We start from the raw sequence: 23,009 nt of genomic DNA, 5'->3' as shown, positions 1-23,009 counted from the left end.
GGCAGGACATGTTATACTTATACAAAATAGGCTGGTTTTACCAAGGGGGATTAAGATGAAAGCGATAGTCCATTATGGAAAGACTGGTTATGAGGGGTTAGCTTATACCGATTATCCAGAGCCAGTGTTGAAAGCACAAGAGGTTAAAATTCGGCTGAAGACGGCAGGGCTCAATCATCGAGATCTATTTGTGCTGGTCCGCCACCAACCGGATGCACCACCGATTGTCATTGGATCTGATGGTGCTGGAATAATAGAAGAGATTGGTGAAGGTGTCACCTCCTTCCAAAAAGGAGATGAGGTCGTCGTCATTCCAAGTCTTGGCTGGGAGAAAAATACACCTGCGCCCCCAGAAGGGTTTGAAATTCTCGGACTGCCTGACGACGGAACCTTTGCGGAGTTTATCGTACTTCCAGAATTAAATGTCGCGAAGAAACCTGCTCACCTTTCATGGGAAGAGGCGGGGGTATTATCTCTTGGTGCCGTCACTGCCTACAGAGCACTTTTTACAAAAGGGCAGATTCAAGAAGGGGATACCGTGTTCATTCCTGGAATCGGGAGCGGTGTAGCGATTCTTTTACTTAAAATGGCAAAGGCAGTGGGGGCTCGTGTGATCGTGACCTCAAGATATGAAACGAAAAGACAAAAGGCTCTTGAGCTCGGCGCTGACCTCGTTCTATCTTCACAAGAGGATTGGGTGGAAGCACTGAAAAACGAAACCATTGACCTCGTTATTGACAGTGTTGGAGCAGCTACCTTTCAAAAATCCTTAAATGTCTTGAAAAAAGGAGGTCGAATCGTTATTTTTGGTGCCTCTGCTGGAGATTCAGTCGATTTTAATCTCCGAGACTTTTTCTACGGGCAATATCAGCTTCTTGGCAGTACAATGGGGAGCATCGAAGAATTCCATGACATGCTGGAATTTATCTCAAAGCATGATATCGCACCAATGGTAGACACGACCTATCCGCTTGAAGCCTGTGTAGAAGCAATGAGGCGTCTTGAAGAAGGCGAACAGTTTGGCAAGATTGCTTTTACTGTATCTTGAAATCCTCTAGGGCGATATGAGAATGTTTTTAAACACGATCAGTCTGTATTTTTATACTATCAGAAAGTACAAACTTTCACTGTCGCAATTATGGATGGTAGTATAAGAAAAACTAAAGCTTTCGCTAGGACTTAGCGACAAGCTAAGTTTTTCTAATAAACTAAGTAGGAGTGATAATTATGCTAGAAGCAGGTCAAAAGGCACCTGATTTTTCGTTGCAAGCCACAAATGGCGACATGTTAACAATGGATGAGTTCAAAGGCAAAAATGTGGTCCTCTATTTTTATCCAAAAGATATGACACCGGGTTGTACCACTGAGGCTTGTGATTTCCGGGACCATCATGCCGGTTTTGCTGAAATAAACACGGTCGTATTAGGAGTAAGCGCCGACCCAGTCAGTGATCATGAAAAATTCACGGAGAAGCATGCTCTTCCATTCCCACTATTGGCAGACGTTGATCACAAGCTTTGTGAAGCATATGGCGTCTGGCAAGAAAAAACTAATTTTGGCAAGAAGTATATGGGGATTGTCAGGGCCACTTTTGTAATTGATAAGGAAGGCGTCATTCGAAAGGTCTGGCCGAAAGTAAAAGTGGAAGGGCATGTCCAAGAGGTCTACAATTATATTAAAGAAAACCTTGAGGGGTAAGTTAGTCTAAATATTAAAAGGCAGCAGCCTTATCTTTTTGCGATCCTTCTTATTCCATATCTAATTGCGATTAGGGAGCACAAAAAGGGGCGCTGTCTTTTTCTTTTTTTCAGCATTTATACATATGAATAAAATTGGAGGGTTCTCGATGAAAGTCGTATCAACAGCCAAGCTTAAGGAGGAACTTCGTCAGGACTTAGTCACATCATTTCCAGATATTGATTTTCTTTTTTATCCTGCGATCGCTGATGCGGAAAAAACACTGCCAGAAGCAGATATTTTTCTTACCTATGGAGAAGACCTCAAAGAAGAGCATCTGGAAACAATGTCTAAGCTGAAATGGATTATGGTGATTTCAGCTGGATTGGAAAAGATGCCTTTGCAGAAAATCAAGGAGATGGGGGTCTTTGTTACCAATGCACGAGGAATTCACCGCATTCCAATGGCCGAGTATACTTTTACAACGCTCTTGAGTGTGGCTAAACAAACCAAAGTCTGGTTCGAACACCAAAAGCAATCGAAGTGGGATCGCAGTGTCCGAATGGAGGAGCTGTTTAGGGAAACGATAACGGTGATTGGACCCGGAGCAATTGGCAGTGAGATTGCCCGCCTCGCCAAAGCTTTTGGAATGAAAACAATTGGTGTTAACCGAAGCGGTCAATCAGTGGAGTTTATCGATGACGTGTATAAAATGAGTGACCTGAACAAAGCCTGTGCAACTTCCAAATATGTCATCTCGATTTTACCGGATACAAAGGAAACAAAAGGTCTTTTAGATAGTGCGTTTTTCTGTGCATTGCGTCCTGATGCGGTCTTTGTTAATATCGGCCGGGGGAAAACCGTCATTCAAGCCGATCTTTTGAAGGCTCTTCAAAATGATGAATTGGGCCATGCTATTTTGGATGTCTTTGAAGAAGAGCCGTTACCGGAAGATCATCCTTTTTGGAAAATGGATAATGTGACAATTACACCGCATTTTTCATCCGTCACAGCGCGTTACCAACCAAGGGCGCTTGAAATATTTAAAGAGAATATGAGGATCTTCCTTGAAAATGGAGAAAACTATATAAATTTAATAGACCTGGATCGGGGGTATTAAGATGCGAATTTATACGCGTTCAGGTGATAAAGGGACCACATCCTTGGTTTATGGGAAACGGGTCAAAAAAGATGATACAAGAGTTGAGGCCTATGGAACTTGCGATGAGGCCAATTCAATGATTGGCTTTGCCTTGAGCCAGCTCCTAGAGATCGATTTTAAGGAGAAAGAGGCCATCATGAAGATTTTTCATAAAATACAGACGGCTTTATTTCATGTTGGAGCAGAACTCTCGACCCCGAAGGAAAAAGACGTAAAGTGGAAGGTTGCGCAGGAATGGGTGGATGAACTTGAGAAAATCATTGATGAATGGGATGCGGAGCTTGATCCTTTGAGACAATTTATTCTTCCCGGAGGTCATCCGGCTGCGAGTGCACTGCATGTTGCTCGGACAATCGTGAGACGTGCTGAGCGAGTAGCGGTTAAGCTAGACGATGAGGTTAATCCGCTGGCGCTGTCCTATCTCAATCGCCTTTCCGACTTTCTTTTCGTATCAGGACGCTATGTAAATCATATATTAGGAATAAAAGAATCCGTTTTACATGAAGAGAGTTAAGAAATTGACAAGATATTGTAAAAGTGTATAAAATAGAAATACATTATAACGATTCTAATTTAAGGCTAGTTCTCATTTGAGACCAGCAACCAATTATTTCTCTGAAAGCGAGGTGCGAGGCAATGACGGATGGGAAAATTAAAGAAGCCATTAGTACGTTAAAGGACTCTGGCGTAAGGATTACACCACAACGTCATGCAATCTTGGAGTACCTCATCGTTACTATGACGCATCCAACGGCAGATGAAATTTATAAAGCCCTTGAGAATAAGTTTCCAAATATGAGCGTCGCGACGGTTTATAATAATTTACGCGTGTTCAAGAAGGCAGGCTTAGTTAAAGAATTAACGTACGGGGATTCCTCAAGCCGTTTTGACTTTGCAACATCTGATCACTACCATGTCATCTGTGAATCTTGCGGGAAGATCGTGGACTTCTTTTATCCAGGTCTTGATGAGGTTGAAGCACTAGCTGAACATGTGACAGGCTATACGGTTAAAAAGCACCGCATGGAAGTTTACGGAACCTGCAGTGACTGCCAAAAGACATTACATGGCATTAAAAATTAATAAAACTTGAGTTTAAATATAGAAGCTGAGGAATGGATTCCTTGGCTTTTTTTAATGGAATTATCAAACTTATGGATACAAAAAGTTAAGTCATTCCGGATAGCGACTAACACTATAATTAGCAGACAAAAGCTTGGGGGTCCAAGCTTTTGTCATTAACCTTGCCCACTCGCTGATTTCCGATAAATAAGCGGAGGAATTTCTCTTATTCAGGAATTAGCACTAAAAACAGTTAAAATAGAAGGAGAAATTCCGCCTATTGACTCCGGAAAGCATGGAGAGGAGTCCTTTTGCCCTGAATAACCGGAAAACCTCCGCTTATATTCCCCTGACCGAGCACTATTCAGCTGTTTAACCGGAAAACCTCCGCTTATTTTTGGTTGCTCAATTACTTGCTTGAGTAAAAAATACTTTTTAAGCTGCGATTTGCGAATAGTCTAGATAAAAGCTGTGCTTAAAACTTTTATTAAATGATGGGGATTTTACACAAGAAAGCACGAAAAAAGAGTCTTGGAAAACGCCAATCTTGTACTTTGTAAAGAGCTTTTGTCCCTGCGTCTCCAGGTCTATGCTAACGAAGCGGGCTTTCTCGGGACAAGCCAACACGAAGAAAAAAGTCTTGGAAAACGCCAATCTTGTACTTTGTAAAGAACTGATGTCCCTGCGTCTCCAAGCCAATGCTAACGAAGCGGGCTTTCTCGGGACAAGCCAACACGAAGAAAAAAGTCTTGGAAAACGCCAATCTTGTACTTTGTAAAGAACTGATGTCCCTGCGTCTCCAAGCCAATGCTAACGAAGCGAGCTTCCTCGGGACAAGCCAGCATGGAGTTGTTCAAAGATGTGAAGTCACGAAGTTTTTTCAAGTAGTAGGCTGGCTAATAAAAAAGTGTGTCACCTGTTTTTGGGGACACACGATAGAAAATAATATAATTAGTGAGGCAGTTTTTTATTGTATTTTGAATCAAACGGCTTTCCTTCTAATTCTTTATCTGTTGTGAGGGGCTCATTGCAGAACATACAAAGATCGACGCGCCCTAAGATCTTCGTTGCCTTCCCGCAACTTGGACAAGTCACTTGTACCGTTCGCGTTGAAATAATTCCTACCCATAGATAGACAGTTGAGCTCACCAAAACAGCAATAAAACCTAACAACATGAAGATCGTCATAATGAGATAATGAGACCGGAAATAGAGAGCCAGATACATAATCGCGATACCAAAGAAAACCAGAATAAGAGCAAATGATCGGAATTTATTGATTTTACTTTGTCGTTTAAACATTTTGACAACCTCCCACTTTGAAGTATAGCACAGAACCCTCAACATGTAAGCGGTAATCCCCTACCTCTCAAGTGAAAATTTAGATCTATCTAACCGCATGAAATAAGCTCGACAATCCCATAGAGAAAAAAGAAGGCTTGACCATTTAGCCGCCAATTACCATTTAGATATTGGAGTACTTGTTAGAAGATGCCTCTTTCTCGTTTGAAAATCCCAATTCAAAGGATATGGATTTCGCGCAAGCCAGCACGAAGCGAAAACGAAGAAGCCAAATCATGAAGGAATTCAAGTAGTAGGCTCGCTGTTCGCGATGGAGGAGGATAGTTTTTTTGGGGACAGACTTCTACTGGAAGACTACCTGCTCGAAGTTTCTGCCCCCACACTTGGCAAGTGGATGTTGTCATCGACAAAATAGGCATTAGTGTTTGATCACATGTTTAAGACAACTTTCTAACTGGGAAATCATACATTGAATCATTTAACTAATAACTTTTGGCCAAAAAAGGTGGGGTTGAATCATATCTAGCTTTGGTGTTGCTCAAGTGACATTAGAGTTCATCGGGATTAACTAAACGTCAGCTTGAGGGAGAACGTCCGTGTAATTGCAATAGACTAGTGGACGTTATATGTTTTTGGGAAAGCACACAACACGAAAAAAACCCAAGAACCGATCGAAAGCCTGACTTACTATTCTTAAAGAGTTTAAAATACGGATGGTAGAATGAAGCAACTCTGTTCTAATGAATGAAAGATTTATCTGCTGTAAGAGAAATTGTGAAGCGTTGAAAGCAAGCATTACTCTATTAAAGTGGCTCTAGTCTGCTTCTCGGCTCAAAATACCGTACATGATTCAACTGAAAAAACTCTTTTAGATAAGTGTTGATACGTGCAGCAGCAATCCCTATTAAAACTTGGAGAGAACGGGCGTTATGTTAATTTAATAGGCCTTATTGTTAAGGCCATTGTGTGTCAATGGGCTAGGAAGTCACCGTATCAAATTCCCAATGGTTAAACGCTTGTCGCTCATTGACATTTGATACATCCGATGTTACTTTGAAAATCCGCCATTTAACTCACGAGAGGGTCAGACAATGCGTTCAGTCAGTTCCTGTTTGTGTCTATCCCTTGCCTGGAGAATAGCAACCGTTCCATGAAAAACAATTGTAAGAAGTTAAAACGATGAAATATTGCGGCAGGATGGCGTCGATCCTTAGATAATTACTTCGTATTGATGAAGGTTTGGTCGACTTATCATATGAAGTAACAATGATTTTTCATTTATTCTACTTGCTGCATTTGATTATCCAAATGGCTCTTAAGAAAATTCCTAGAATAAAATTCAAAAAAACTATTGACCTTATCGATGGAACATGGTAAATTATTAAAAGTCGTCACCACGACGCGAAAAACTTTTCAAAAAAAGTGGTTGACGAAATCAACTTGAGATGTTATATTAATAAAGTCGCTGTCGCAAGAAAGGGTAGCGAGTTGCACATTGAAAACTAAACAAAAACCAAAAGCGCCAGTCAAAGTCATACTTTGAGTTTAACGCTAGGAATCAAACGAACATATTTTTTAAAGGGGACAGACCTCTTTTAGAAGAGATCTGTCCCCAACAAAAGCCAGCAGTGCTTTAACTGCACTTTTTTGAGAGTTTGATCCTGGCTCAGGACGAACGCTGGCGGCGTGCCTAATACATGCAAGTCGAGCGCGTGAAACTTCCAGATCCCTTCGGGGTGATGCTTGTGGATCGAGCGGCGGACGGGTGAGTAACACGTGGGCAACCTGCCTGTAAGACTGGGATAACTTCGGGAAACCGGAGCTAATACCGGATAATCGTTGACACTGCATGGTGTCAATGTAAAAGATGGTTCTGCCATCACTTACAGATGGGCCCGCGGCGCATTAGCTAGTTGGTGGGGCAATGGCCCACCAAGGCGACGATGCGTAGCCGACCTGAGAGGGTGATCGGCCACACTGGGACTGAGACACGGCCCAGACTCCTACGGGAGGCAGCAGTAGGGAATCTTCGGCAATGGACGAAAGTCTGACCGAGCAACGCCGCGTGAGCGATGAAGGTCTTCGGATCGTAAAGCTCTGTTGTCAGAGAAGAACAAGTGATAGAGGAAATGCTATCGCCTTGACGGTATCTGACCAGAAAGCCCCGGCTAACTACGTGCCAGCAGCCGCGGTAATACGTAGGGGGCAAGCGTTGTCCGGAATTATTGGGCGTAAAGCGCGCGCAGGCGGCTTCTTAAGTCTGATGTGAAAGCCCACGGCTCAACCGTGGAGGGTCATTGGAAACTGGGGAGCTTGAGTGCAGAAGAGGAGAGTGGAATTCCACGTGTAGCGGTGAAATGCGTAGATATGTGGAGGAACACCAGTGGCGAAAGCGGCTCTCTGGTCTGTAACTGACGCTGAGGCGCGAAAGCGTGGGGAGCAAACAGGATTAGATACCCTGGTAGTCCACGCCGTAAACGATGAGTGCTAGGTGTTGGAGGGGCCACCCTTCAGTGCTGACGTTAACACATTAAGCACTCCGCCTGGGGAGTACGGCCGCAAGGCTGAAACTCAAAGGAATTGACGGGGGCCCGCACAAGCAGTGGAGCATGTGGTTTAATTCGAAGCAACGCGAAGAACCTTACCAGGTCTTGACATCCTCTGACCACCCTAGAGATAGGGCTTTCCCCTTCGGGGGACAGAGTGACAGGTGGTGCATGGTTGTCGTCAGCTCGTGTCGTGAGATGTTGGGTTAAGTCCCGCAACGAGCGCAACCCTTGATCTTAGTTGCCAGCATTCAGTTGGGCACTCTAAGGTGACTGCCGGTGACAAACCGGAGGAAGGTGGGGATGACGTCAAATCATCATGCCCCTTATGACCTGGGCTACACACGTGCTACAATGGGTGGTACAAAGGGCAGCGAAACCGCGAGGTCGAGCGAATCCCATAAAGCCACTCTCAGTTCGGATTGCAGGCTGCAACTCGCCTGCATGAAGCCGGAATTGCTAGTAATCGCGGATCAGCATGCCGCGGTGAATACGTTCCCGGGCCTTGTACACACCGCCCGTCACACCACGAGAGTTTGTAACACCCGAAGTCGGTGAGGTAACCGTAAGGAACCAGCCGCCGAAGGTGGGACAGATGATTGGGGTGAAGTCGTAACAAGGTAGCCGTATCGGAAGGTGCGGCTGGATCACCTCCTTTCTAAGGAAACGATTCTTAGCGTTAGGTGCTTTTGGTTATTTGTTTAGTTTTGAGTGTGTAACATTTTTGTTATTACACTATATAATAATTTAGGTAATGGGCCTGTAGCTCAGTTGGTTAGAGCGCACGCCTGATAAGCGTGAGGTCGGTAGTTCGAATCTACTCAGGCCCACCATTATCTTAATAATGGGGCTTTAGCTCAGCTGGGAGAGCGCCTGCTTTGCACGCAGGAGGTCAGCGGTTCGATCCCGCTAAGCTCCACCATATATGTTTATGAATAATTCTTTAATTTATTTATAAACTAAGCAAGTTAAGTGCTTGCAATATGCAATGGTTTAAATAATCATCTTAAGTGAAGATGGTGTTTATTGTTCTTTGAAAACTAGATAATGAAGTGCAAACAAGACATCAATTGTAACAAGGTTAAGCGAATAAGAGCGCACGGTGGATGCCTTGGCACTAGGAGCCGATGAAGGACGGAACGAACACCGATATGCTTCGGGGAGCTGTAAGTAGGCTTTGATCCGGAGATTTCCGAATGGGGAAACCCACTGCCCTGAACGGGCAGTATCCTTACCTGAATACATAGGGTATGGAAGGCAGACCTGGGGAACTGAAACATCTAAGTACCCAGAGGAAGAGAAAGCAAATGCGATTCCCTTAGTAGTGGCGAGCGAAACGGGAACAGCCCAAACCAAGAGGCTTGCCTCTTGGGGTTGTAGGACACTCATCCCGGAAGGGGAGCTGTAGACGAACCGGCTTGGAAAGGCCGGCCAGAGAAGGTAACAGCCCTGTAGTCGAAACAGACCCCCAACCTGAGTGGATCCTGAGTACGGCGGGACACGTGAAACCCCGTCGGAATCCGGGAGGACCATCTCCCAAGGCTAAATACTCCCTAGTGACCGATAGTGAACCAGTACCGTGAGGGAAAGGTGAAAAGCACCCCGGAAGGGGAGTGAAAGAGATCCTGAAACCGTGTGCTTACAAGTAGTCGAAGTCCTTTTATGGATGACGGCGTACCTTTTGTAGAATGGACCGGCGAGTTACGATCTTAAGCAAGGTTAAGTTGAAGAGACGGAGCCAGAGCGAAAGCGAGTCTGAATAGGGCGATAGTTTAAGGTTGTAGACCCGAAACCGTGTGATCTACCCATGTCCAGGGTGAAGTTCAGGTAACACTGAATGGAGGCCCGAACCCACGCACGTTGAAAAGTGCGGGGATGAGGTGTGGGTAGGGGTGAAATGCCAATCGAACTCGGAGATAGCTGGTTCTCCCCGAAATAGCTTTAGGGCTAGCCTCGAGGGAAGAGACTTGGAGGTAGAGCACTGATTGAGTGAGGGGCCCCCACAGGGTTACCGAGTTCAGTCAAACTCCGAATGCCAAGGACTCATCCTCGGGAGTCAGACGGCGAGTGATAAGATCCGTCGTCGAGAGGGAAACAGCCCAGACCATCAGCTAAGGTCCCCAAGTATACGTTAAGTGGCAAAGGATGTGGCGTTGCCCAGACAACCAGGATGTTGGCTTAGAAGCAGCCACCATTTAAAGAGTGCGTAATAGCTCACTGGTCGAGTGGCGCTGCGCCGAAAATGTAACGGGGCTAAACGTATCACCGAAGCTATGGATCCCAATGGGATGGTAGGGGAGCGTTCTAAGGGCAGAGAAGGTAAACTGGAAGGTTTGCTGGAGCGCTTAGAAGTGAGAATGCCGGTATGAGTAACGAAAAGAGGGGTGAGAATCCCCTCCGTCGAAAGCCTAAGGGTTCCTGAGGAAGGTTCGTCCGCTCAGGGTTAGTCGGGACCTAAGCCGAGGCCGGAAGGCGTAGGCGATGGACAACAGGTTGATATTCCTGTACCACCAGGAGACGTTTGAGCAATGGGGGGACGCAGGAAGGCAAGGCAAGCGCGCTGATGGATATGCGCGTCCAAGCAGTAAGGCTGAAGGTGAGGCAAATCCCGCCTTCATAAGGCTGAGCTGTGATGGGGAGGGAATTTTAGTACCGAAGTGCCCGTGCTTACACTGCCAAGAAAAGCCTCTAGCGAGTCTCAAGGTGCCCGTACCCCAAACCGACACAGGTAGGCGAGGAGAGAATCCTAAGACGCTCGGGAGAACTCTCGTTAAGGAACTCGGCAAAATGACCCCGTAACTTCGGGAGAAGGGGTGCTTGGCGGGGTGAATAGCCCTGCTGAGCCGCAGTGAAAAGATCCAAGCGACTGTTTAGCAAAAACACAGGTCTCTGCTAAACCGAAAGGTGATGTATAGGGGCTGACACCTGCCCGGTGCTGGAAGGTTAAGAGGAGGGGTTATCCTTTTAGGAGAAGCTCTGAATTGAAGCCCCAGTAAACGGCGGCCGTAACTATAACGGTCCTAAGGTAGCGAAATTCCTTGTCGGGTAAGTTCCGACCCGCACGAAAGGTGCAACGACTTGGATACTGTCTCAACGAGAGACCCGGTGAAATTATAGTACCTGTGAAGATGCAGGTTACCCGCGACAGGACGGAAAGACCCCATGGAGCTTTACTGCAGCTTGATATTGGATGTCTGTATCGATTGTATAGGATAGGTAGGAGCCTTTGAAGCCGGACCGCCAGGTTCGGTGGAGGCGTCGGTGGAATACTACCCTTTCGGTATGGACATTCTAACCCGGGACCGTAATCCGGTTCGGAGACAGTGTCAGGTGGGCAGTTTGACTGGGGCGGTCGCCTCCTAAAGAGTAACGGAGGCGCCCAAAGGTTCCCTCAGAATGGTTGGAAATCATTCGCAGAGTGTAAAGGCACAAGGGAGCTTGACTGCGAGACCTACAAGTCGAGCAGGGACGAAAGTCGGGCTTAGTGATCCGGTGGCGCCGCATGGAAGGGCCATCGCTCAACGGATAAAAGCTACCCTGGGGATAACAGGCTTATCTCCCCCAAGAGTCCACATCGACGGGGAGGTTTGGCACCTCGATGTCGGCTCATCGCATCCTGGGGCTGAAGTGGGTCCCAAGGGTTGGGCTGTTCGCCCATTAAAGCGGTACGCGAGCTGGGTTCAGAACGTCGTGAGACAGTTCGGTCCCTATCCGTCGCGGGCGTTGGAAATTTGAGAGGAGCTGTCCTTAGTACGAGAGGACCGGGATGGACACACCGCTGGTGTCCCAGTTGTTCCGCCAGGAGCACCGCTGGGTAGCTATGTGTGGACGGGATAAGTGCTGAAAGCATCTAAGCATGAAGCCCCCCTCAAGATGAGATTTCCCATGACTTTAAGTCAGTAAGATCCCTTAGAGATGATGAGGTAGATAGGTCCGAGGTGGAAGTGCGGCAACGCATGGAGCTGACGGATACTAATCGATCGAGGGCTTAACCTTAAATTAGTGTTTGTTTGACTTCCTATCTAGTTTTGAAGGAATAATGTTTCTTCAAAATGGAAAATAGACTCTAGGTCATTTGTCCTTTGAGTTGTTATTTCCTACATAGTCCGGTGGTTATGGCGAAGAGGTCACACCCGTTCCCATCCCGAACACGGCCGTTAAGCTCTTCAGCGTCAATGGTAGTTGGGGGCTTCCCCCTGCAAGAGTAGAACGCCGCCGGGCATAATCTTTATACATGTTATGTACTAGGATAATTGGACAAGATAGTTTTTTGTATTACAAGATTAATTCATCTTTTAATTAAATTATTCCGCAGTAGCTCAGTGACGAGTCTGGCTCCTTTGAGTAAACTGCGAGTTGTCCCGACGCATATGCTTCTAAGATTAAACTAGAAGAGGAAGGGACAGGTGCCACATCAATAACAAAGAATAATTCTTATTTTAACCAAATTATTCCGCAGTAGCTCAGTGACGAGCTTGACTCCTTTGAATTAGCTGCGAGTTGTCCCGACGCATATGCTTCTAAGATCAAACTAGAAGAGGAAGGGACAGGTGCCACATCAATAACAAGGAGTAATCCTTATTTTAACCTAATTATTCCGCAGTAGCTCAGTGGTAGAGCAATCGGCTGTTAACCGATCGGTCGTAGGTTCGAGTCCTACCTGCGGAGCCATTTATCTGGAGAGCTGTCCGAGTTGGCCGAAGGAGCACGATTGGAAATCGTGTAGACGGTCAAAAGCCGTCTCGAGGGTTCGAATCCCTCGCTCTCCGCCAGAATTTTAATAGAATGGCCCCTTGGTCAAGCGGTTAAGACACCGCCCTTTCACGGCGGTAACACGGGTTCGAATCCCGTAGGGGTCACCAATTAATTTTAAAAAAAGGCTTGTATTTTAAATTAATATATTTTACAATAGACATTGTCTCTTGTTGATTTTGGAGGATTAGCTCAGCTGGGAGAGCACCTGCCTTACAAGCAGGGGGTCGGCGGTTCGATCCCGTCATCCTCCACCATTCGTCGCGGGGTGGAGCAGTCTGGTAGCTCGTCGGGCTCATAACCCGAAGGTCGTAGGTTCAAATCCTGCCCCCGCAACCAAATTATTTTAATATGGACCCGTGGTGTAGCGGTTAACATGCCTGCCTGTCACGCAGGAGATCGCCGGTTCGATCCCGGTCGGGTCCGCCATTTGGCTCGGTAGCTCAGTCGGTAGAGCAGAGGACTGAAAATCCTCGTGTCGGCGGTTCGATTCCGTCCCGAGCCACCATTTTAAGTTTAATATGCCGGCCTAGCTCAATTGGTAGAGCAACTGACTTGTAATCAGTAGGTTGGGGGTTCAAGTCCTCTGGCCGGCACCACTTTATTGGTATCATGTAAGTTTTTTTAGCATATATTGATATAGTTGGTTATTTATTTGGAGGGATAGCGAAGCGGCCAAACGCGACGGACTGTAAATCCGTTCCCGACGGGTTCGAAGGTTCGAATCCTTCTCCCTCCACCATCATAGGGGCATAGTTTAACGGTAGAACAGAGGTCTCCAAAACCTCCAGTGTGGGTTCGATTCCTACTGCCCCTGCCATAATAGCACCTTATGGCGGCTGTGGCGAAGTGGTTAACGCATCGGATTGTGGTTCCGACATTCGTGGGTTCGATTCCCATCAGCCGCCCCATTCCATACATTGGCCCATAGCCAAGCGGTAAGGCAACGGATTTTGATTCCGTCATGCCCTGGTTCGAATCCAGGTGGGCCAGCCATTTTATAATGCGGAAGTAGTTCAGTGGTAGAACATCACCTTGCCAAGGTGGGGGTCGCGGGTTCGAATCCCGTCTTCCGCTCCATCTATAATTTGATAAGTTTTTGGCGGCATAGCCAAGTGGTAAGGCACGGGTCTGCAAAACCCTTATCCACCGGTTCGAATCCGGTTGCCGCCTCCACTATTATATTTTTAACGTGCCGGTGTGGCGGAATTGGCAGACGCGCACGACTCAAAATCGTGTTCCTCACGGAGTGTCGGTTCGACCCCGACCACCGGTATCTTAAAACCGTATATTTACGTTGATTTAACGCTAATTTCACGTTATGTGAGGTCGGCGTTTTTTCGTTAATTGGGGTCTATGCGTCGATTTAAAATAGTACGCAACGATAATAGTGTGACTGCACGTTTTCCTATTCGCACTATTCGTCTAGCAAATGGAAGGGGAAGGAATATGGCACGTAGAAAAAACGCAATTTCGTTAAACTTGGAAGGTCTACATCCTATTCATGAAGTAAGGACATTTGAAGAAGGCTCGCACTTGTTCTTAAGTGACTTAAAATACGCAACCTTAGTGAGACGACCTCTCATTATTACAAAAACGAATTAACGACTGTACGTGAAATTCTCGAACGACAAGATCTAGAAACGTCTCCGTCCAAAATAACAAAGGACACAATTAGAGAAAACGTCATACTTTACATGATGGATAAGGGACGTAAAGAGACGACCATAAACGCAACACTACGAGCAGTCAGAGCGTTTTTCAATTTTCTAGAAAACGAGAGTTTCATTATAAACAACCCTATGGAAGACGTTAATGGATCGTACTATTGCAATAAAATCTGTTTTGATATTCTTTATAAATTACTTTCATCTTCATTAGAATGCGGTGCCGATATAATTGTCGATTTTGGATATAACAACTTGGATGACGTTGAGATGTTAGAGTCTTGGGTTACACAGCGACAAGGTGAATTGAAAACAATCCTATGTATGTGTAAGGATAAAACAGTTTGGGCAGAACGTTTAAATAAAAGAAAATTAAACCTATTGCCAAATCAATTATTAACTGACGTTGAAGAATTAGAGGAATATTATTCAAAAGTGCGTATGGGTATTTTAACCGATGAACTTGTTCTTGATACAACATTAGAGACTGATAAATTAGTTGAACAAGCAATAAGGTACATTACTTCTTAAACTAAAGATGAGATTTAGTTTAAGAAGAAGCTATTTTGGGAGATGCAAAAGCGTTGAACCTAAAGGTTGAAACGCTATTTTTGGCTTTGGAGTTTGCGGTTGTCGAGTGCATTGAGTGGATGGAGTCGTATAACTTTGCTTCAGGTGATGAAGAAGAACGAGGATTGTTAAGTGCTGCACTGCAGATTAGGAAGGATCTAGAGAATAAGATTGAGTGGAAATAAAACGTTTAGGTAAGGGGAGTTTTGTTAAATAGACACTATGAAAATAGCGTCTTTTTCGATTCAGTATTGTTTAATAAAGAGGTTAAAATACAAAGAAGAAAGAACGTATCTTAAAAGGATATTCGCTCTTTCTTTTCTGTTGTTTAATGTAAAATTGACTGAACTAATTTTGGGTCAATGACATGAACACGAATGGAATGAATGGAGTTATTTTGATAACCTTTAACATTCCATTTCGCTTTTAGAGGTTGCTCCTCGTTGAGTTCATTGATGGCTTTAGACATTATTGTGTATTCGCCGGGTTTTTGTACCTCCCAATCAAACGACCATTTTCTCCACGAATATGGAACATCAGGGTCAATTAAAGTTGCAGGACTCCAGTTTCTTCCCCCGTCCGTACTAACTTCTACTGTTTTAACTGATTGTTCTCCAGCCCACGCATAACCAGTAATTGTATTTTTTCCTAATCCAATCTCTTGCTCTTCGGTTGGAGATGCTATTGTTGAATTAATTAAAACTTGTGTTACGGGTTCTACATGTTTGAAATCGTTTGGTTTCTTTAAGATGACATAATCTATACTTTGAAAAGGACCCATGAACGGCTTATCTATTAATTTTATTTTGTTTAACCATTTAACAGATGCGACAGCGTACCAACCGGGAACGATTAACCTTAAAGGAAAACCATGTTTGTATGGGAGTTGCTCACCATTCATTTCATAGGCCAATAAGGTGTCAGGATGAATACTTTTTTCTAAGGGAAGACTTCGTTCGAAGGAGACAGGTGCTTGCATGTCCTTTCGTTGACCAAAGTCCAACCCTTCAAAAACAATTTCAGTAGCATTTGGAGAAATTCCCGTTTTATCCAATACATCCTTTAATCGTACACCACCCCAAACCGAATGGCTTATGGCACCCAGACCAAATTGGTTCCCCTGTGCTTTCTTTTTAAATAAAGAACGTTAATCTCCAGCACATTCTAGCGTTACTGGAACCACGTACTTAGTCATATTTTTTAAATCTAAATAGGATAATTCAATGGGGTGATTTACCATACCTTCAATTGTAAGCGTCCAGCTATCCAAATCAACTTTTGGATAATCGAAATGGTTTCTAACGTAAAATAATTCATTTGGTGTAATAGTAGGAGCATCTGAAATTATTGGAAATTCAAGATTTTCTGACGGAAAGAAGGACAGTGGTACTAGATCAATGTTACGTTCAATGTCACGTTCCATTTTTTCACCTCGTTAATTGTTTAACATGAACTACAATTATTTTTAACTTTCTATGCCGATTTAACCACTTTAATCTAATTTTTAATGTAACAAGGGTGGTTGAGGTTGTTTAGCTAACTGAAGCTTTAGTTTAATAAGACCACCAAAAGAAGGAGTGAAAACTTATAGTTAACACGCTATTTTTATTGTCTTCATAGTAATTGTAAAGCAGAATCGAAAAATTTTTTTAGGGTAATAGACTAATGTCTCATTTTGTTTGCTATAGTTAATTTAGAACATTCATATACTAAGATTTTTTGGGATTTCTTTTTAGGAGTTCTATTTTTTTAATTTATTTTTTGGGTTCTACTTTTAAGGTTTACTTTTTTGTAGGGATCAGTAGGGTAGGGGACTGCTTCGTATAGTTGCCTTATAGAAGGTGTTATCAAGCCAATTATAAATGTGAGGAGTTCGAACAATTCAACGGAGTTTGAGCGTTTTGGAGCTTTTGTTGAGAGTGAACACCCCTCCATTATTACGGTAGATTCAGCATTTTTTTCGGGGAGGTAGGCTGTATGTGGACGAAACGTGAAAGTAGGAGCAGCGCAGAAGGACAGGTTTGAACAGATAGCATCAAGCAGATTGTCAACCTTAACAGAGGCAACACCATGCATTTCCTACAACTATTTCATCAACAACAACATTATCGATATTACGAACACATAAGGGAAATTCAAAGGATTCCGTTCTGTAAATTAACAGTTCAGGATAATTGAAGATTGAAGATTGTTTGACCTCTATATTGTTAATTTTAAGTAAGTAAATTACCAAACTAACTTTATTTTTTTTAACCAAAATTTTCAATTACATGTGATTTTTAAATTTTTTTCCAGGAACTACATAAGAGCTTACTGAAATTGCCTAAACGAGCACAATTAGCGGCTACGTAACCATTCATATATTTCGGAAAGGATACGCTCTGGTTATTCGGGACCACTTTGAGTTCCATATTTTGTGATTAAAATACAGCAGTGAATTGAATAAATCGAATATCATTTCCCACGGAACGCGATTCGTGCGCTAGACAACAATCTGGATTACAACCGGACGGCAGTTCCAATCTACCTTGAAGCTACAGATGTTGGCCACTCTGACCAAAGACATTATTTTTGAATTTCTTCTAGTTTATGCACGATTAATCCGTTTGCGAATACTACCGATGAGCAACAGCAGCAAAGGGAGTAGGAACATATTAACTGACAACACCCAAGGCACCCAGTAATAATTTAGAAAAAGGGTTGTCGATTCGTACATGTTTCTAGGCAGGATGCCGAGTACGAGCATACACGGGGCTAATATCCAGATGAACACTCTCCAGTTTTTTATACCGAACCACTGCGCAGTGCCGTAACAAGCGATAAAGAAATAAATCGAAAGTTTTGTAAACACACTCGAAATCCAGATAATGACGACGAGTGGGTCCATGTTTTCAATAAAGTTGGCAATTCTGACTTTACCTGACATCAAAAAGAACGGATACCATTCTTTTGACCACAGCCCTTCATTAATAGTCAGTATAGTCATCAACATAGAAAGTAACACGAGAATGCAAGAGAAATAAACCCCCCATAATCCGTAGCGCAGCTGTTTGCGCGAGTTCTGGAGAAATGCGCAAAGTGTCGTCAAATCTAACGCATGCCCGAGATAAGAAGCGACCGGTAACGCTCCCTTCACAATGGGGCCAGCACCCCTATCAGCTAGGATTGGCATCAATCTACTAATACGAATGTTGGGCCAACTCAACAATAGAATAATGATAATACAAATAATTATGACCGGTACCATAACTTCACTGCATCGGGCAATGCCTTCAATTCCACCTTTTGCAACTGCATAAATAACAAGGATAAGCATGATCGCCATAATGACGATTACTGGGGTATGTGGGAGTAAAATTAGCTTGATTAAGTCAGAGTATTGCCTCAACACGACTGGAATGATCGAGTACCATTGAATTATATAGAAGAAGACGATAAAGCTACCAAGCCATTTGCCCAGAATGGTCCTGCTGAATTGCACCAAAGTTTGTGCAGGATATAAAAGACATAAATAGTAGGTGACGAGCCCGATGAGGAATACGATCATCTCCGCGACAAGAACGGAAATCCATGCATCTTGTTTCGCTGACTGCAATGCGGGATTGAATGTCAGCAAAGTTGTCATTCCAATTTCCATCCCAGTTATCATCCAGAAAAGCTGCAACCCTGAAATACGCAAAACGAAAGTCTCCTTATCTTTGGGTAGATTGAATCCGACCTTGCATCAGAAGATTCACTTTTACATCCACCTCGATCGGAATTTCGGGATAGATACTATACCAATTTTTCTTTATGTTTTTCCATAATACAGGATCCTGATCATGTACCATTTTTCCAAAACCCCAAATGTCCGATTTCATTTTTTTCTGTAAAATATGCATTGTTAGTTCTGCATTTTTTTTCATTAGTACATCCAGTTTTTCCTGAGCTTTTTGCAAATCTTTTTGATCAGCTAATTTTATAGACGTATTATTTTCTATTACTTGGCAATTGAAATTCAGATTCACTTTAATGTGAGGACGATCTTCTTTTACTCTGATTTCAACGTGTGATTTGCTGTCCAAAAATTCTATGCCCATCGTTTCGTTCGTTCCGAATGGATATGTTTTGCTTTTCTGAGAGATCGAACCCCATAAACTGGACAATTCGATCACCTGCTGACTGTTAAGAAAACCAGCTAGTTTTTCTTTCCTGTACACTGCGATTTCGTCCGTATCAAATATTTTACCCGGTGGAAAAGACATATTGCTTATTCGGATAGCCTTCGAATAGGCAGATTGTTCATGAGATGAGGAAGAAAGCAAAGTTAAAAATTCATCGAACATAAGGATTCTGTTACCTTCTAGGTTCAGCATCTTCTTGAGACCCAGGATAGGGACGCGTTCTAGTGGATAAGGAGTCTGTAGCACTTGTTGCGCTGTGGAGCCCTTGCTAGTCACCACAAACATGTTTATCCGAGAATAAGGGGAACGCAAAAGCACATCGCGGTTAGCTTTTATTCCTTGTCTTGCAAATTGTTCTCCAAAAATGACTAAGGAGAGATGGCTGAAAGAGAGTTTGCGTGAAAGCTGGCTTTGGATTTTAGCTTCTGCTTCCACTGCGTCTTTCCCTTCTGCTGTCAGGACCAATATCGGCTGCTTGTCTCCCCCATTCCCTGTCAGAGATAATGCGGATGGCAGGGCAATTTGATAGGTGGACTTAGTCTTGCCGTTTTCTGCCTTGTCAAAACCGACTGCCATGACAAAAGCTAAATTTTCGATTCTGTAGTAATCCCAGCAACCGCTCGTGGTAAGTAGAACTATTAGAAACATACTAAGCATGATGATTTTTTTCATGAATTCACCTGCTGGTAGAAATGATCTTTCACCTTGGAGATCTTTTTAGTTTACCCCATGGAATCCGGAAGATCACATCTCGAAAAAACGACATTCGGAAAGGCGCTAACGGTTCCATATAGTTTTGTCCAAAAGACTTTAAATTTACCAGATGTATGAGCAGTGCAATCAATCCCGCGCTTATACCATAAAAGCCGAACATCGATGACAGCAGAAGAAACGGATATTTTAACAAGCGGAAGGTCCAGTTGATTGTAATATGCGGAATTAGAAAGGAAGATATTCCGCAAACGGAGACGACAATAACTACCGGAGCCGACACAATTCCTGCCTGAATGGCAGCTTGACCGAGAATCAAAGCGCCAATTATGCCGATCGATTGGCCGACCATTCTCGGCATACGCAGAGTAGCCTCCCTTACTACTTCAAACATGATCTCCATTGTAAATACTTCAACCACAATTGGAAAAGGAACCTGTTCTTCCGATGCGGTGATGGTCAGGGCTAGATCGGTCGGAATCATTTCAGTATGGAAAGAGGTGAAAGCTACGAATAAGCCCGGAAGCAAAAAGGTGATCATTGTGAAAAAAAATCGCATCCAACGCATGAAAATAGCTGCATATACACCGGAATAATAATCATCCACCGTTTGCAACTGTGCCCAGAAATTAGTCGGAGCCACAAGTGCTTTGGAGGTTCCGTTCATCAAGATGAGGACTTTACCTTCGAGCAACGACGATGCTGCAGTATCCGGACGTTCTGTAGTCAACAGTCGTGGGAATAGGAAATACGGTGTATCGGAAATCAACTCAGCCAAATTTCCTGTGTCTTGAATACTGTCCACTTTAACGTTGCTCAACCGTCTCTTGGTTTCCTGTATTAATGAATCCGGAGCGACGTTTTGCAAATATAGCATAGCGACAGGAGTATTAGTCATTGTCCCGATGGTCATGCTTTCAACTTTAAGAGCAGGAGAACGAATAATCTGGCGGATTAACACAATATTTATATCTAATTTTTCAATAAAAGAGATGTAGGTGCCCCGCAATGAGACTTCTGTTTTCGGTTCTTCGAGTGAACGTTGAATTGAATTGCCGATGTCCAAAATAAGAGCAATCGGGCATTCATCCATAAAGAAAGCCACTTTGCCGTCTGCGATATGTTGAATCGCTTCTCGTAATTTATGTACTGTCATAATTTTTTCAAGAGAAATCCGTTCGCTTTTCAATTGCTGCATTAATTCTAAATGTTTCTCCTTATTTTTTCGGAGGGTGTGTGGAAGCGGAGAAGGCTGTTTCTCTTGAGATCTTTCCATGATAGGCCGTATTAAGAAGTTATTTAACTGTTCAGTGTCGACAAGCCCGGAAAAAAAAGCCACGAAACAAGGAATCTCGGATAACTGAATTTTCTTGATGACAAAGTCAGTACAATTATTGAAAGTTTGATTTAGTTCCGATTCGTTTTTTTCAATTGAATTGTATATTTCGTTTTCAATTGTCATAATTACCAAGCCTCTTCAACCAGATTAAATGTTAGTTTGATGTAGTACTGCTGTAAATATGTATGAATTGAAAAAAATATAACGGGAAAACACTAAAAATGCATAGTTTATTTGTGGAAGTATAGGTTTATCTCTGTTGATATAAAATATCAATTTTATTAAAATCAAAAAAGTAAAAAGGGCGGGCGGACCTGCAAGAAATTCAAGCCAGGTTATCAATTTAATTTATAGAAATGCAGAGTTGGTTACTTTTCAATGTTGATTTATTATTTATTAGTTTTTTACCTAAAATTTGGATGTTTTTATATTTTTTTGTAGAAGTTTAATGATGTAAATTATAAAAACATAAGGGGCTTTTTGTGTAAATTTCAAAATTGAGTGTAAGGAACTATAGAAATTTTGGTGAAAAGGGGTTCTCAATACCACTAAAACCATTTACTACAATTATTGGAGAAAATAATATTGGTAAGTCTAACCTTATTGATTGCATAGGGATTGGTGTTAAGCCAGGATATTACTATGTTTAAAAAAAGATTTATATAAACTCAAAAACGAAAGACAACTTTAAGCATTCTATTGTAGAAATAATTGAAGACGAGAATATTAATGCGGATAAAATAAAGTTTCCTGAGGTAGGGATTGAATTAATATTAGAAGATCTTGATGAAGATCAACTTGCTGTTGTTGGAGATTGGTTTTACGAGAAAACATTTACTAAAGTCAAAATAACATATTGGTTTAAACCAAGGGCTGGCTTTAAAAGACAGGATTGGCTCGAAAGAAAAGTTTTCAAATTAAGGGAAATAGCAAGGGAAGGTAAAGTGGAAAAGGAAGAACTATATAATCATGTTGAATTCCCTATCGATCAATATGAATATGTAATATTTGACGAAAATACCAAATTAGCTTTCAGGGTTATTGGACATCCAAATCAAGATTTGAGTGTGAAAAACTTAGTTGATTACTATTTGAAATGAAAAATTAGTTCTTTACAGTTTGACTACTTCGGAGTAACATCAACGACATAAGTAAATAAACAATGCCTAGTCTCATACGAGAACGGAGGACCCAATTTCTCTTGGGGTTAATTCTACAATTTTGTAGAAGGGATGTATTCTTCTTCTTTGCCATCCTACCCGTCAGCTAACTTCGTCGGCCAAAGTAAAGGAGGTAACGAACCACCTAATTTTAGGTGTTTTTTTGTTTTTTAAACGTTTAAAGAGGCAGGTAAATAAAGGAATAGTTAATTTTTAAGTAAAAGCCAAAAATAAGTTATCGGTAATTTTATTTATAGGGAGGAGAATCTTCGTGATTCAATCTCATATACATATAATTGAATTTTTCCTGATTATTCTTTCCGTTTTAGGGCTATGGTTTGCCATATCAAACTTTTTTAGTATTAAGCGTGTATTAATCGGTCGCCCTATGAGAACAGAGGAATTAAATGCCCAGCATAATAAATTAATTTGGTTTATAGCCCTTCCAATTCTTTCGGCTGATTTATATTCATCCGTTGCCTATGGACCTGAATCGGGGATTACAGAGCTTATTGGCCTCGGTCCAAGTGTTAAGTGGATCAATTGACGGCCATGCCAAATGGACTTTTCGGCAAAGCATTTAACCGTTGGTCCTGAAGCCATGCTGAAAAAGCCTTTTACTCCGGATAAATTTGAAAAGGAAGCGGCCAAGGAAATTAAAGAAAGCACAACAGATCCTGAGAGTGGGTATTATGTGAAGGATGAACGAACCAAGCAGTTTGTTTATTCTTTCCATACGGCAGCTGCAATGGCAGGTGTCTTGTATCCAGCATCAGCGGCTACAACCTTAGGTTTACCATGCTTTTCTATGACTTGTTCAACCAAATCTTCAAAGATTGCACTATCATGTGTGTTCCCCGGGGTGACAATCGTACCTAACACAAAGCCATTTCGATAA

At 42.8% G+C, this 23,009-nt stretch carries 15 protein-coding genes, 17 tRNA genes, 3 rRNA genes, 4 pseudogenes and 1 riboswitch; of the genes and pseudogenes, 32 read left to right on the top strand and 7 right to left on the bottom strand.

Going from position 1 to position 23,009, the window contains the following annotated elements; all coding sequences use genetic code 11:
• Nucleotides 1-55: 55 nt before the first annotated feature.
• The 5 genes from PU629_RS19555 (at nt 56) to perR (ending at nt 3,922) form a co-directional block, all read left to right on the top strand.
• Nucleotides 56-1,048, top strand: coding sequence for a zinc-binding dehydrogenase (locus PU629_RS19555; RefSeq protein ID WP_275281690.1), 993 nt, complete (start codon nt 56-58; stop codon nt 1,046-1,048).
• Between the two features lie 179 nt (nt 1,049-1,227).
• Entirely contained in the window at nt 1,228-1,698 is a 471-nt protein-coding gene (gene bcp / locus PU629_RS19550) for a thioredoxin-dependent thiol peroxidase (RefSeq protein ID WP_275281689.1), read from the top strand.
• A gap of 148 nt (nt 1,699-1,846) precedes the next feature.
• Nucleotides 1,847-2,797: a D-2-hydroxyacid dehydrogenase gene (locus tag PU629_RS19545; RefSeq protein ID WP_275281688.1), complete on the top strand. Its 951-nt coding sequence runs from the start codon at nt 1,847-1,849 to the stop codon at nt 2,795-2,797.
• 1 nt (nt 2,798) lies between these two features.
• Complete coding sequence (locus PU629_RS19540; protein ID WP_275281687.1) at nt 2,799-3,353, top strand: cob(I)yrinic acid a,c-diamide adenosyltransferase; 555 nt, start codon at nt 2,799-2,801, stop codon at nt 3,351-3,353.
• A gap of 122 nt (nt 3,354-3,475) precedes the next feature.
• A complete protein-coding gene (perR, locus tag PU629_RS19535) occupies nt 3,476-3,922 on the top strand; it encodes a peroxide-responsive transcriptional repressor PerR (RefSeq protein ID WP_275281686.1) in 447 nt (148 codons plus the stop codon).
• 930 nt (nt 3,923-4,852) lie between these two features.
• On the opposite strand, the gene PU629_RS19530 is transcribed toward perR, so the two are convergent.
• Complete coding sequence (locus PU629_RS19530; RefSeq protein WP_275281685.1) at nt 4,853-5,203, bottom strand: DUF2614 family zinc ribbon-containing protein; 351 nt, start codon at nt 5,201-5,203, stop codon at nt 4,853-4,855.
• Nucleotides 5,204-6,846: 1,643 nt separating this feature from the next.
• On the opposite strand from PU629_RS19530, the gene PU629_RS19525 reads away from it, so the two are divergent.
• The 23 genes and pseudogenes from PU629_RS19525 to PU629_RS19420 all read left to right on the top strand — a co-directional run bounded on the left by PU629_RS19525 (nt 6,847) and on the right by PU629_RS19420 (nt 14,923).
• Nucleotides 6,847-8,407, top strand: a 16S ribosomal RNA gene (locus PU629_RS19525).
• Nucleotides 8,408-8,505: 98 nt separating this feature from the next.
• Nucleotides 8,506-8,582, top strand: a tRNA-Ile gene (locus PU629_RS19520).
• Nucleotides 8,583-8,595: 13 nt separating this feature from the next.
• Nucleotides 8,596-8,671: transfer RNA gene (locus tag PU629_RS19515), tRNA-Ala, on the top strand.
• A gap of 157 nt (nt 8,672-8,828) precedes the next feature.
• Nucleotides 8,829-11,745 (top strand): 23S ribosomal RNA (locus PU629_RS19510).
• A gap of 109 nt (nt 11,746-11,854) precedes the next feature.
• Nucleotides 11,855-11,970: ribosomal RNA gene (gene rrf, locus PU629_RS19505) — 5S ribosomal RNA — on the top strand.
• The 16S, 23S and 5S rRNA genes sit together here with 17 tRNA genes alongside, the layout of an rRNA operon.
• Before the next feature lie 375 nt (nt 11,971-12,345).
• Nucleotides 12,346-12,420: transfer RNA gene (locus PU629_RS19500), tRNA-Asn, on the top strand.
• Nucleotides 12,421-12,427: 7 nt separating this feature from the next.
• Nucleotides 12,428-12,521 (top strand) — tRNA-Ser (locus PU629_RS19495).
• 15 nt (nt 12,522-12,536) lie between these two features.
• A tRNA-Glu gene (locus tag PU629_RS19490) sits at nt 12,537-12,611 on the top strand.
• A 71-nt stretch (nt 12,612-12,682) separates the two neighbouring features.
• Nucleotides 12,683-12,758: transfer RNA gene (locus PU629_RS19485), tRNA-Val, on the top strand.
• A gap of 5 nt (nt 12,759-12,763) precedes the next feature.
• Nucleotides 12,764-12,840, top strand: a tRNA-Met gene (locus PU629_RS19480).
• Nucleotides 12,841-12,854: 14 nt separating this feature from the next.
• Nucleotides 12,855-12,930: transfer RNA gene (locus PU629_RS19475), tRNA-Asp, on the top strand.
• Between the two features lie 3 nt (nt 12,931-12,933).
• A tRNA-Phe gene (locus tag PU629_RS19470) sits at nt 12,934-13,009 on the top strand.
• A gap of 15 nt (nt 13,010-13,024) precedes the next feature.
• Nucleotides 13,025-13,100: transfer RNA gene (locus PU629_RS19465), tRNA-Thr, on the top strand.
• Between the two features lie 58 nt (nt 13,101-13,158).
• Nucleotides 13,159-13,243: transfer RNA gene (locus tag PU629_RS19460), tRNA-Tyr, on the top strand.
• A gap of 4 nt (nt 13,244-13,247) precedes the next feature.
• Nucleotides 13,248-13,321, top strand: a tRNA-Trp gene (locus PU629_RS19455).
• A 15-nt stretch (nt 13,322-13,336) separates the two neighbouring features.
• Nucleotides 13,337-13,412, top strand: a tRNA-His gene (locus tag PU629_RS19450).
• Between the two features lie 10 nt (nt 13,413-13,422).
• A tRNA-Gln gene (locus tag PU629_RS19445) sits at nt 13,423-13,497 on the top strand.
• A 9-nt stretch (nt 13,498-13,506) separates the two neighbouring features.
• Nucleotides 13,507-13,581 (top strand) — tRNA-Gly (locus tag PU629_RS19440).
• 21 nt (nt 13,582-13,602) lie between these two features.
• Nucleotides 13,603-13,677: transfer RNA gene (locus tag PU629_RS19435), tRNA-Cys, on the top strand.
• 18 nt (nt 13,678-13,695) lie between these two features.
• Nucleotides 13,696-13,777 (top strand) — tRNA-Leu (locus tag PU629_RS19430).
• Between the two features lie 280 nt (nt 13,778-14,057).
• Nucleotides 14,058-14,222 (top strand): annotated as a pseudogene (locus PU629_RS22670) (tyrosine-type recombinase/integrase); the annotation flags it as partial.
• Nucleotides 14,223-14,423: 201 nt separating this feature from the next.
• Nucleotides 14,424-14,699, top strand: coding sequence for a hypothetical protein (locus tag PU629_RS19425; RefSeq protein ID WP_275281684.1), 276 nt, complete (start codon nt 14,424-14,426; stop codon nt 14,697-14,699).
• Between the two features lie 35 nt (nt 14,700-14,734).
• Nucleotides 14,735-14,923: a hypothetical protein gene (locus PU629_RS19420; protein ID WP_275281683.1), complete on the top strand. Its 189-nt coding sequence runs from the start codon at nt 14,735-14,737 to the stop codon at nt 14,921-14,923.
• Nucleotides 14,924-15,066: 143 nt separating this feature from the next.
• Here the strand turns inward: PU629_RS19420 and PU629_RS19415 are convergent, their stop codons facing one another.
• The 5 genes and pseudogenes from PU629_RS19415 to PU629_RS19395 form a co-directional block, all read right to left on the bottom strand.
• Complete coding sequence (locus PU629_RS19415; RefSeq protein ID WP_275284503.1) at nt 15,067-15,519, bottom strand: molybdopterin-binding protein; 453 nt, start codon at nt 15,517-15,519, stop codon at nt 15,067-15,069.
• A gap of 54 nt (nt 15,520-15,573) precedes the next feature.
• Nucleotides 15,574-15,978 (bottom strand): annotated as a pseudogene (locus tag PU629_RS19410) (molybdopterin-dependent oxidoreductase); the annotation flags it as partial.
• 1,347 nt (nt 15,979-17,325) lie between these two features.
• A complete protein-coding gene (locus tag PU629_RS19405; protein ID WP_275281682.1) occupies nt 17,326-18,417 on the bottom strand; it encodes a GerAB/ArcD/ProY family transporter in 1,092 nt (363 codons plus the stop codon).
• A 13-nt stretch (nt 18,418-18,430) separates the two neighbouring features.
• Nucleotides 18,431-19,573, bottom strand: coding sequence for a Ger(x)C family spore germination protein (locus tag PU629_RS19400; RefSeq protein ID WP_275281681.1), 1,143 nt, complete (start codon nt 19,571-19,573; stop codon nt 18,431-18,433).
• Nucleotides 19,574-19,601: 28 nt separating this feature from the next.
• Nucleotides 19,602-21,074 carry a spore germination protein gene (locus PU629_RS19395; RefSeq protein WP_275281680.1) on the bottom strand — a complete coding sequence of 491 codons (1,473 nt, stop codon included), beginning with the start codon at nt 21,072-21,074 and terminating at the stop codon, nt 19,602-19,604.
• A gap of 374 nt (nt 21,075-21,448) precedes the next feature.
• Here PU629_RS19395 and PU629_RS19390 point away from each other — a divergent pair, with 374 nt between their 5' ends.
• The 4 genes and pseudogenes from PU629_RS19390 to PU629_RS22665 form a co-directional block, all read left to right on the top strand.
• On the top strand, nt 21,449-21,601 hold the full coding sequence (locus PU629_RS19390; RefSeq protein WP_275281679.1) for an AAA family ATPase: 153 nt from the start codon (nt 21,449-21,451) through the stop codon (nt 21,599-21,601).
• Between the two features lie 294 nt (nt 21,602-21,895).
• Nucleotides 21,896-22,051, top strand: coding sequence for a hypothetical protein (locus PU629_RS19385; RefSeq protein WP_275281678.1), 156 nt, complete (start codon nt 21,896-21,898; stop codon nt 22,049-22,051).
• A 53-nt stretch (nt 22,052-22,104) separates the two neighbouring features.
• A riboswitch (cyclic di-AMP (ydaO/yuaA leader) is annotated at nt 22,105-22,247 on the top strand.
• Between the two features lie 135 nt (nt 22,248-22,382).
• The gene (locus PU629_RS19380; RefSeq protein ID WP_275281677.1) at nt 22,383-22,658 is read left to right on the top strand and encodes a hypothetical protein; all 276 of its coding nucleotides are present in this window, start codon (nt 22,383-22,385) and stop codon (nt 22,656-22,658) included.
• Nucleotides 22,659-22,712: 54 nt separating this feature from the next.
• Nucleotides 22,713-22,854, top strand: a pseudogene (locus tag PU629_RS22665) (IS5/IS1182 family transposase); the annotation flags it as partial.
• A 4-nt stretch (nt 22,855-22,858) separates the two neighbouring features.
• On the opposite strand, the pseudogene PU629_RS19375 reads toward PU629_RS22665, so the two are convergent.
• Nucleotides 22,859-22,999 (bottom strand): annotated as a pseudogene (locus PU629_RS19375) (transposase); the annotation flags it as partial.
• Between the last annotated feature and the right edge of the window lie 10 nt (nt 23,000-23,009).

The sequence above is a fragment of the Pullulanibacillus sp. KACC 23026 genome (assembly GCF_029094525.1).
Lineage (GTDB): Bacteria > Bacillota > Bacilli > Bacillales > Sporolactobacillaceae > KACC-23026.
Note: the sequence above shows the minus strand (reverse complement) of the source record. Positions and strands in the feature narration are given on the sequence as shown.

Coding starts and splice junctions, on each gene's coding strand:
- PU629_RS19545 (WP_275281688.1), top strand. CDS start 1,847: ATGAAAGTCGTATCAACAGCCAAGCTTAAGGAGGAACTTCGTCAGGAC.
- PU629_RS19395 (WP_275281680.1), bottom strand. CDS start 21,074: ATGACAATTGAAAACGAAATATACAATTCAATTGAAAAAAACGAATCG.
- PU629_RS19540 (WP_275281687.1), top strand. CDS start 2,799: ATGCGAATTTATACGCGTTCAGGTGATAAAGGGACCACATCCTTGGTT.
- PU629_RS19415 (WP_275284503.1), bottom strand. CDS start 15,519: ATGGGTCCTTTTCAAAGTATAGATTATGTCATCTTAAAGAAACCAAAC.
- perR (WP_275281686.1), top strand. CDS start 3,476: ATGACGGATGGGAAAATTAAAGAAGCCATTAGTACGTTAAAGGACTCT.
- PU629_RS19555 (WP_275281690.1), top strand. CDS start 56: ATGAAAGCGATAGTCCATTATGGAAAGACTGGTTATGAGGGGTTAGCT.
- PU629_RS19530 (WP_275281685.1), bottom strand. CDS start 5,203: ATGTTTAAACGACAAAGTAAAATCAATAAATTCCGATCATTTGCTCTT.
- bcp (WP_275281689.1), top strand. CDS start 1,228: ATGCTAGAAGCAGGTCAAAAGGCACCTGATTTTTCGTTGCAAGCCACA.
- PU629_RS19400 (WP_275281681.1), bottom strand. CDS start 19,573: ATGAAAAAAATCATCATGCTTAGTATGTTTCTAATAGTTCTACTTACC.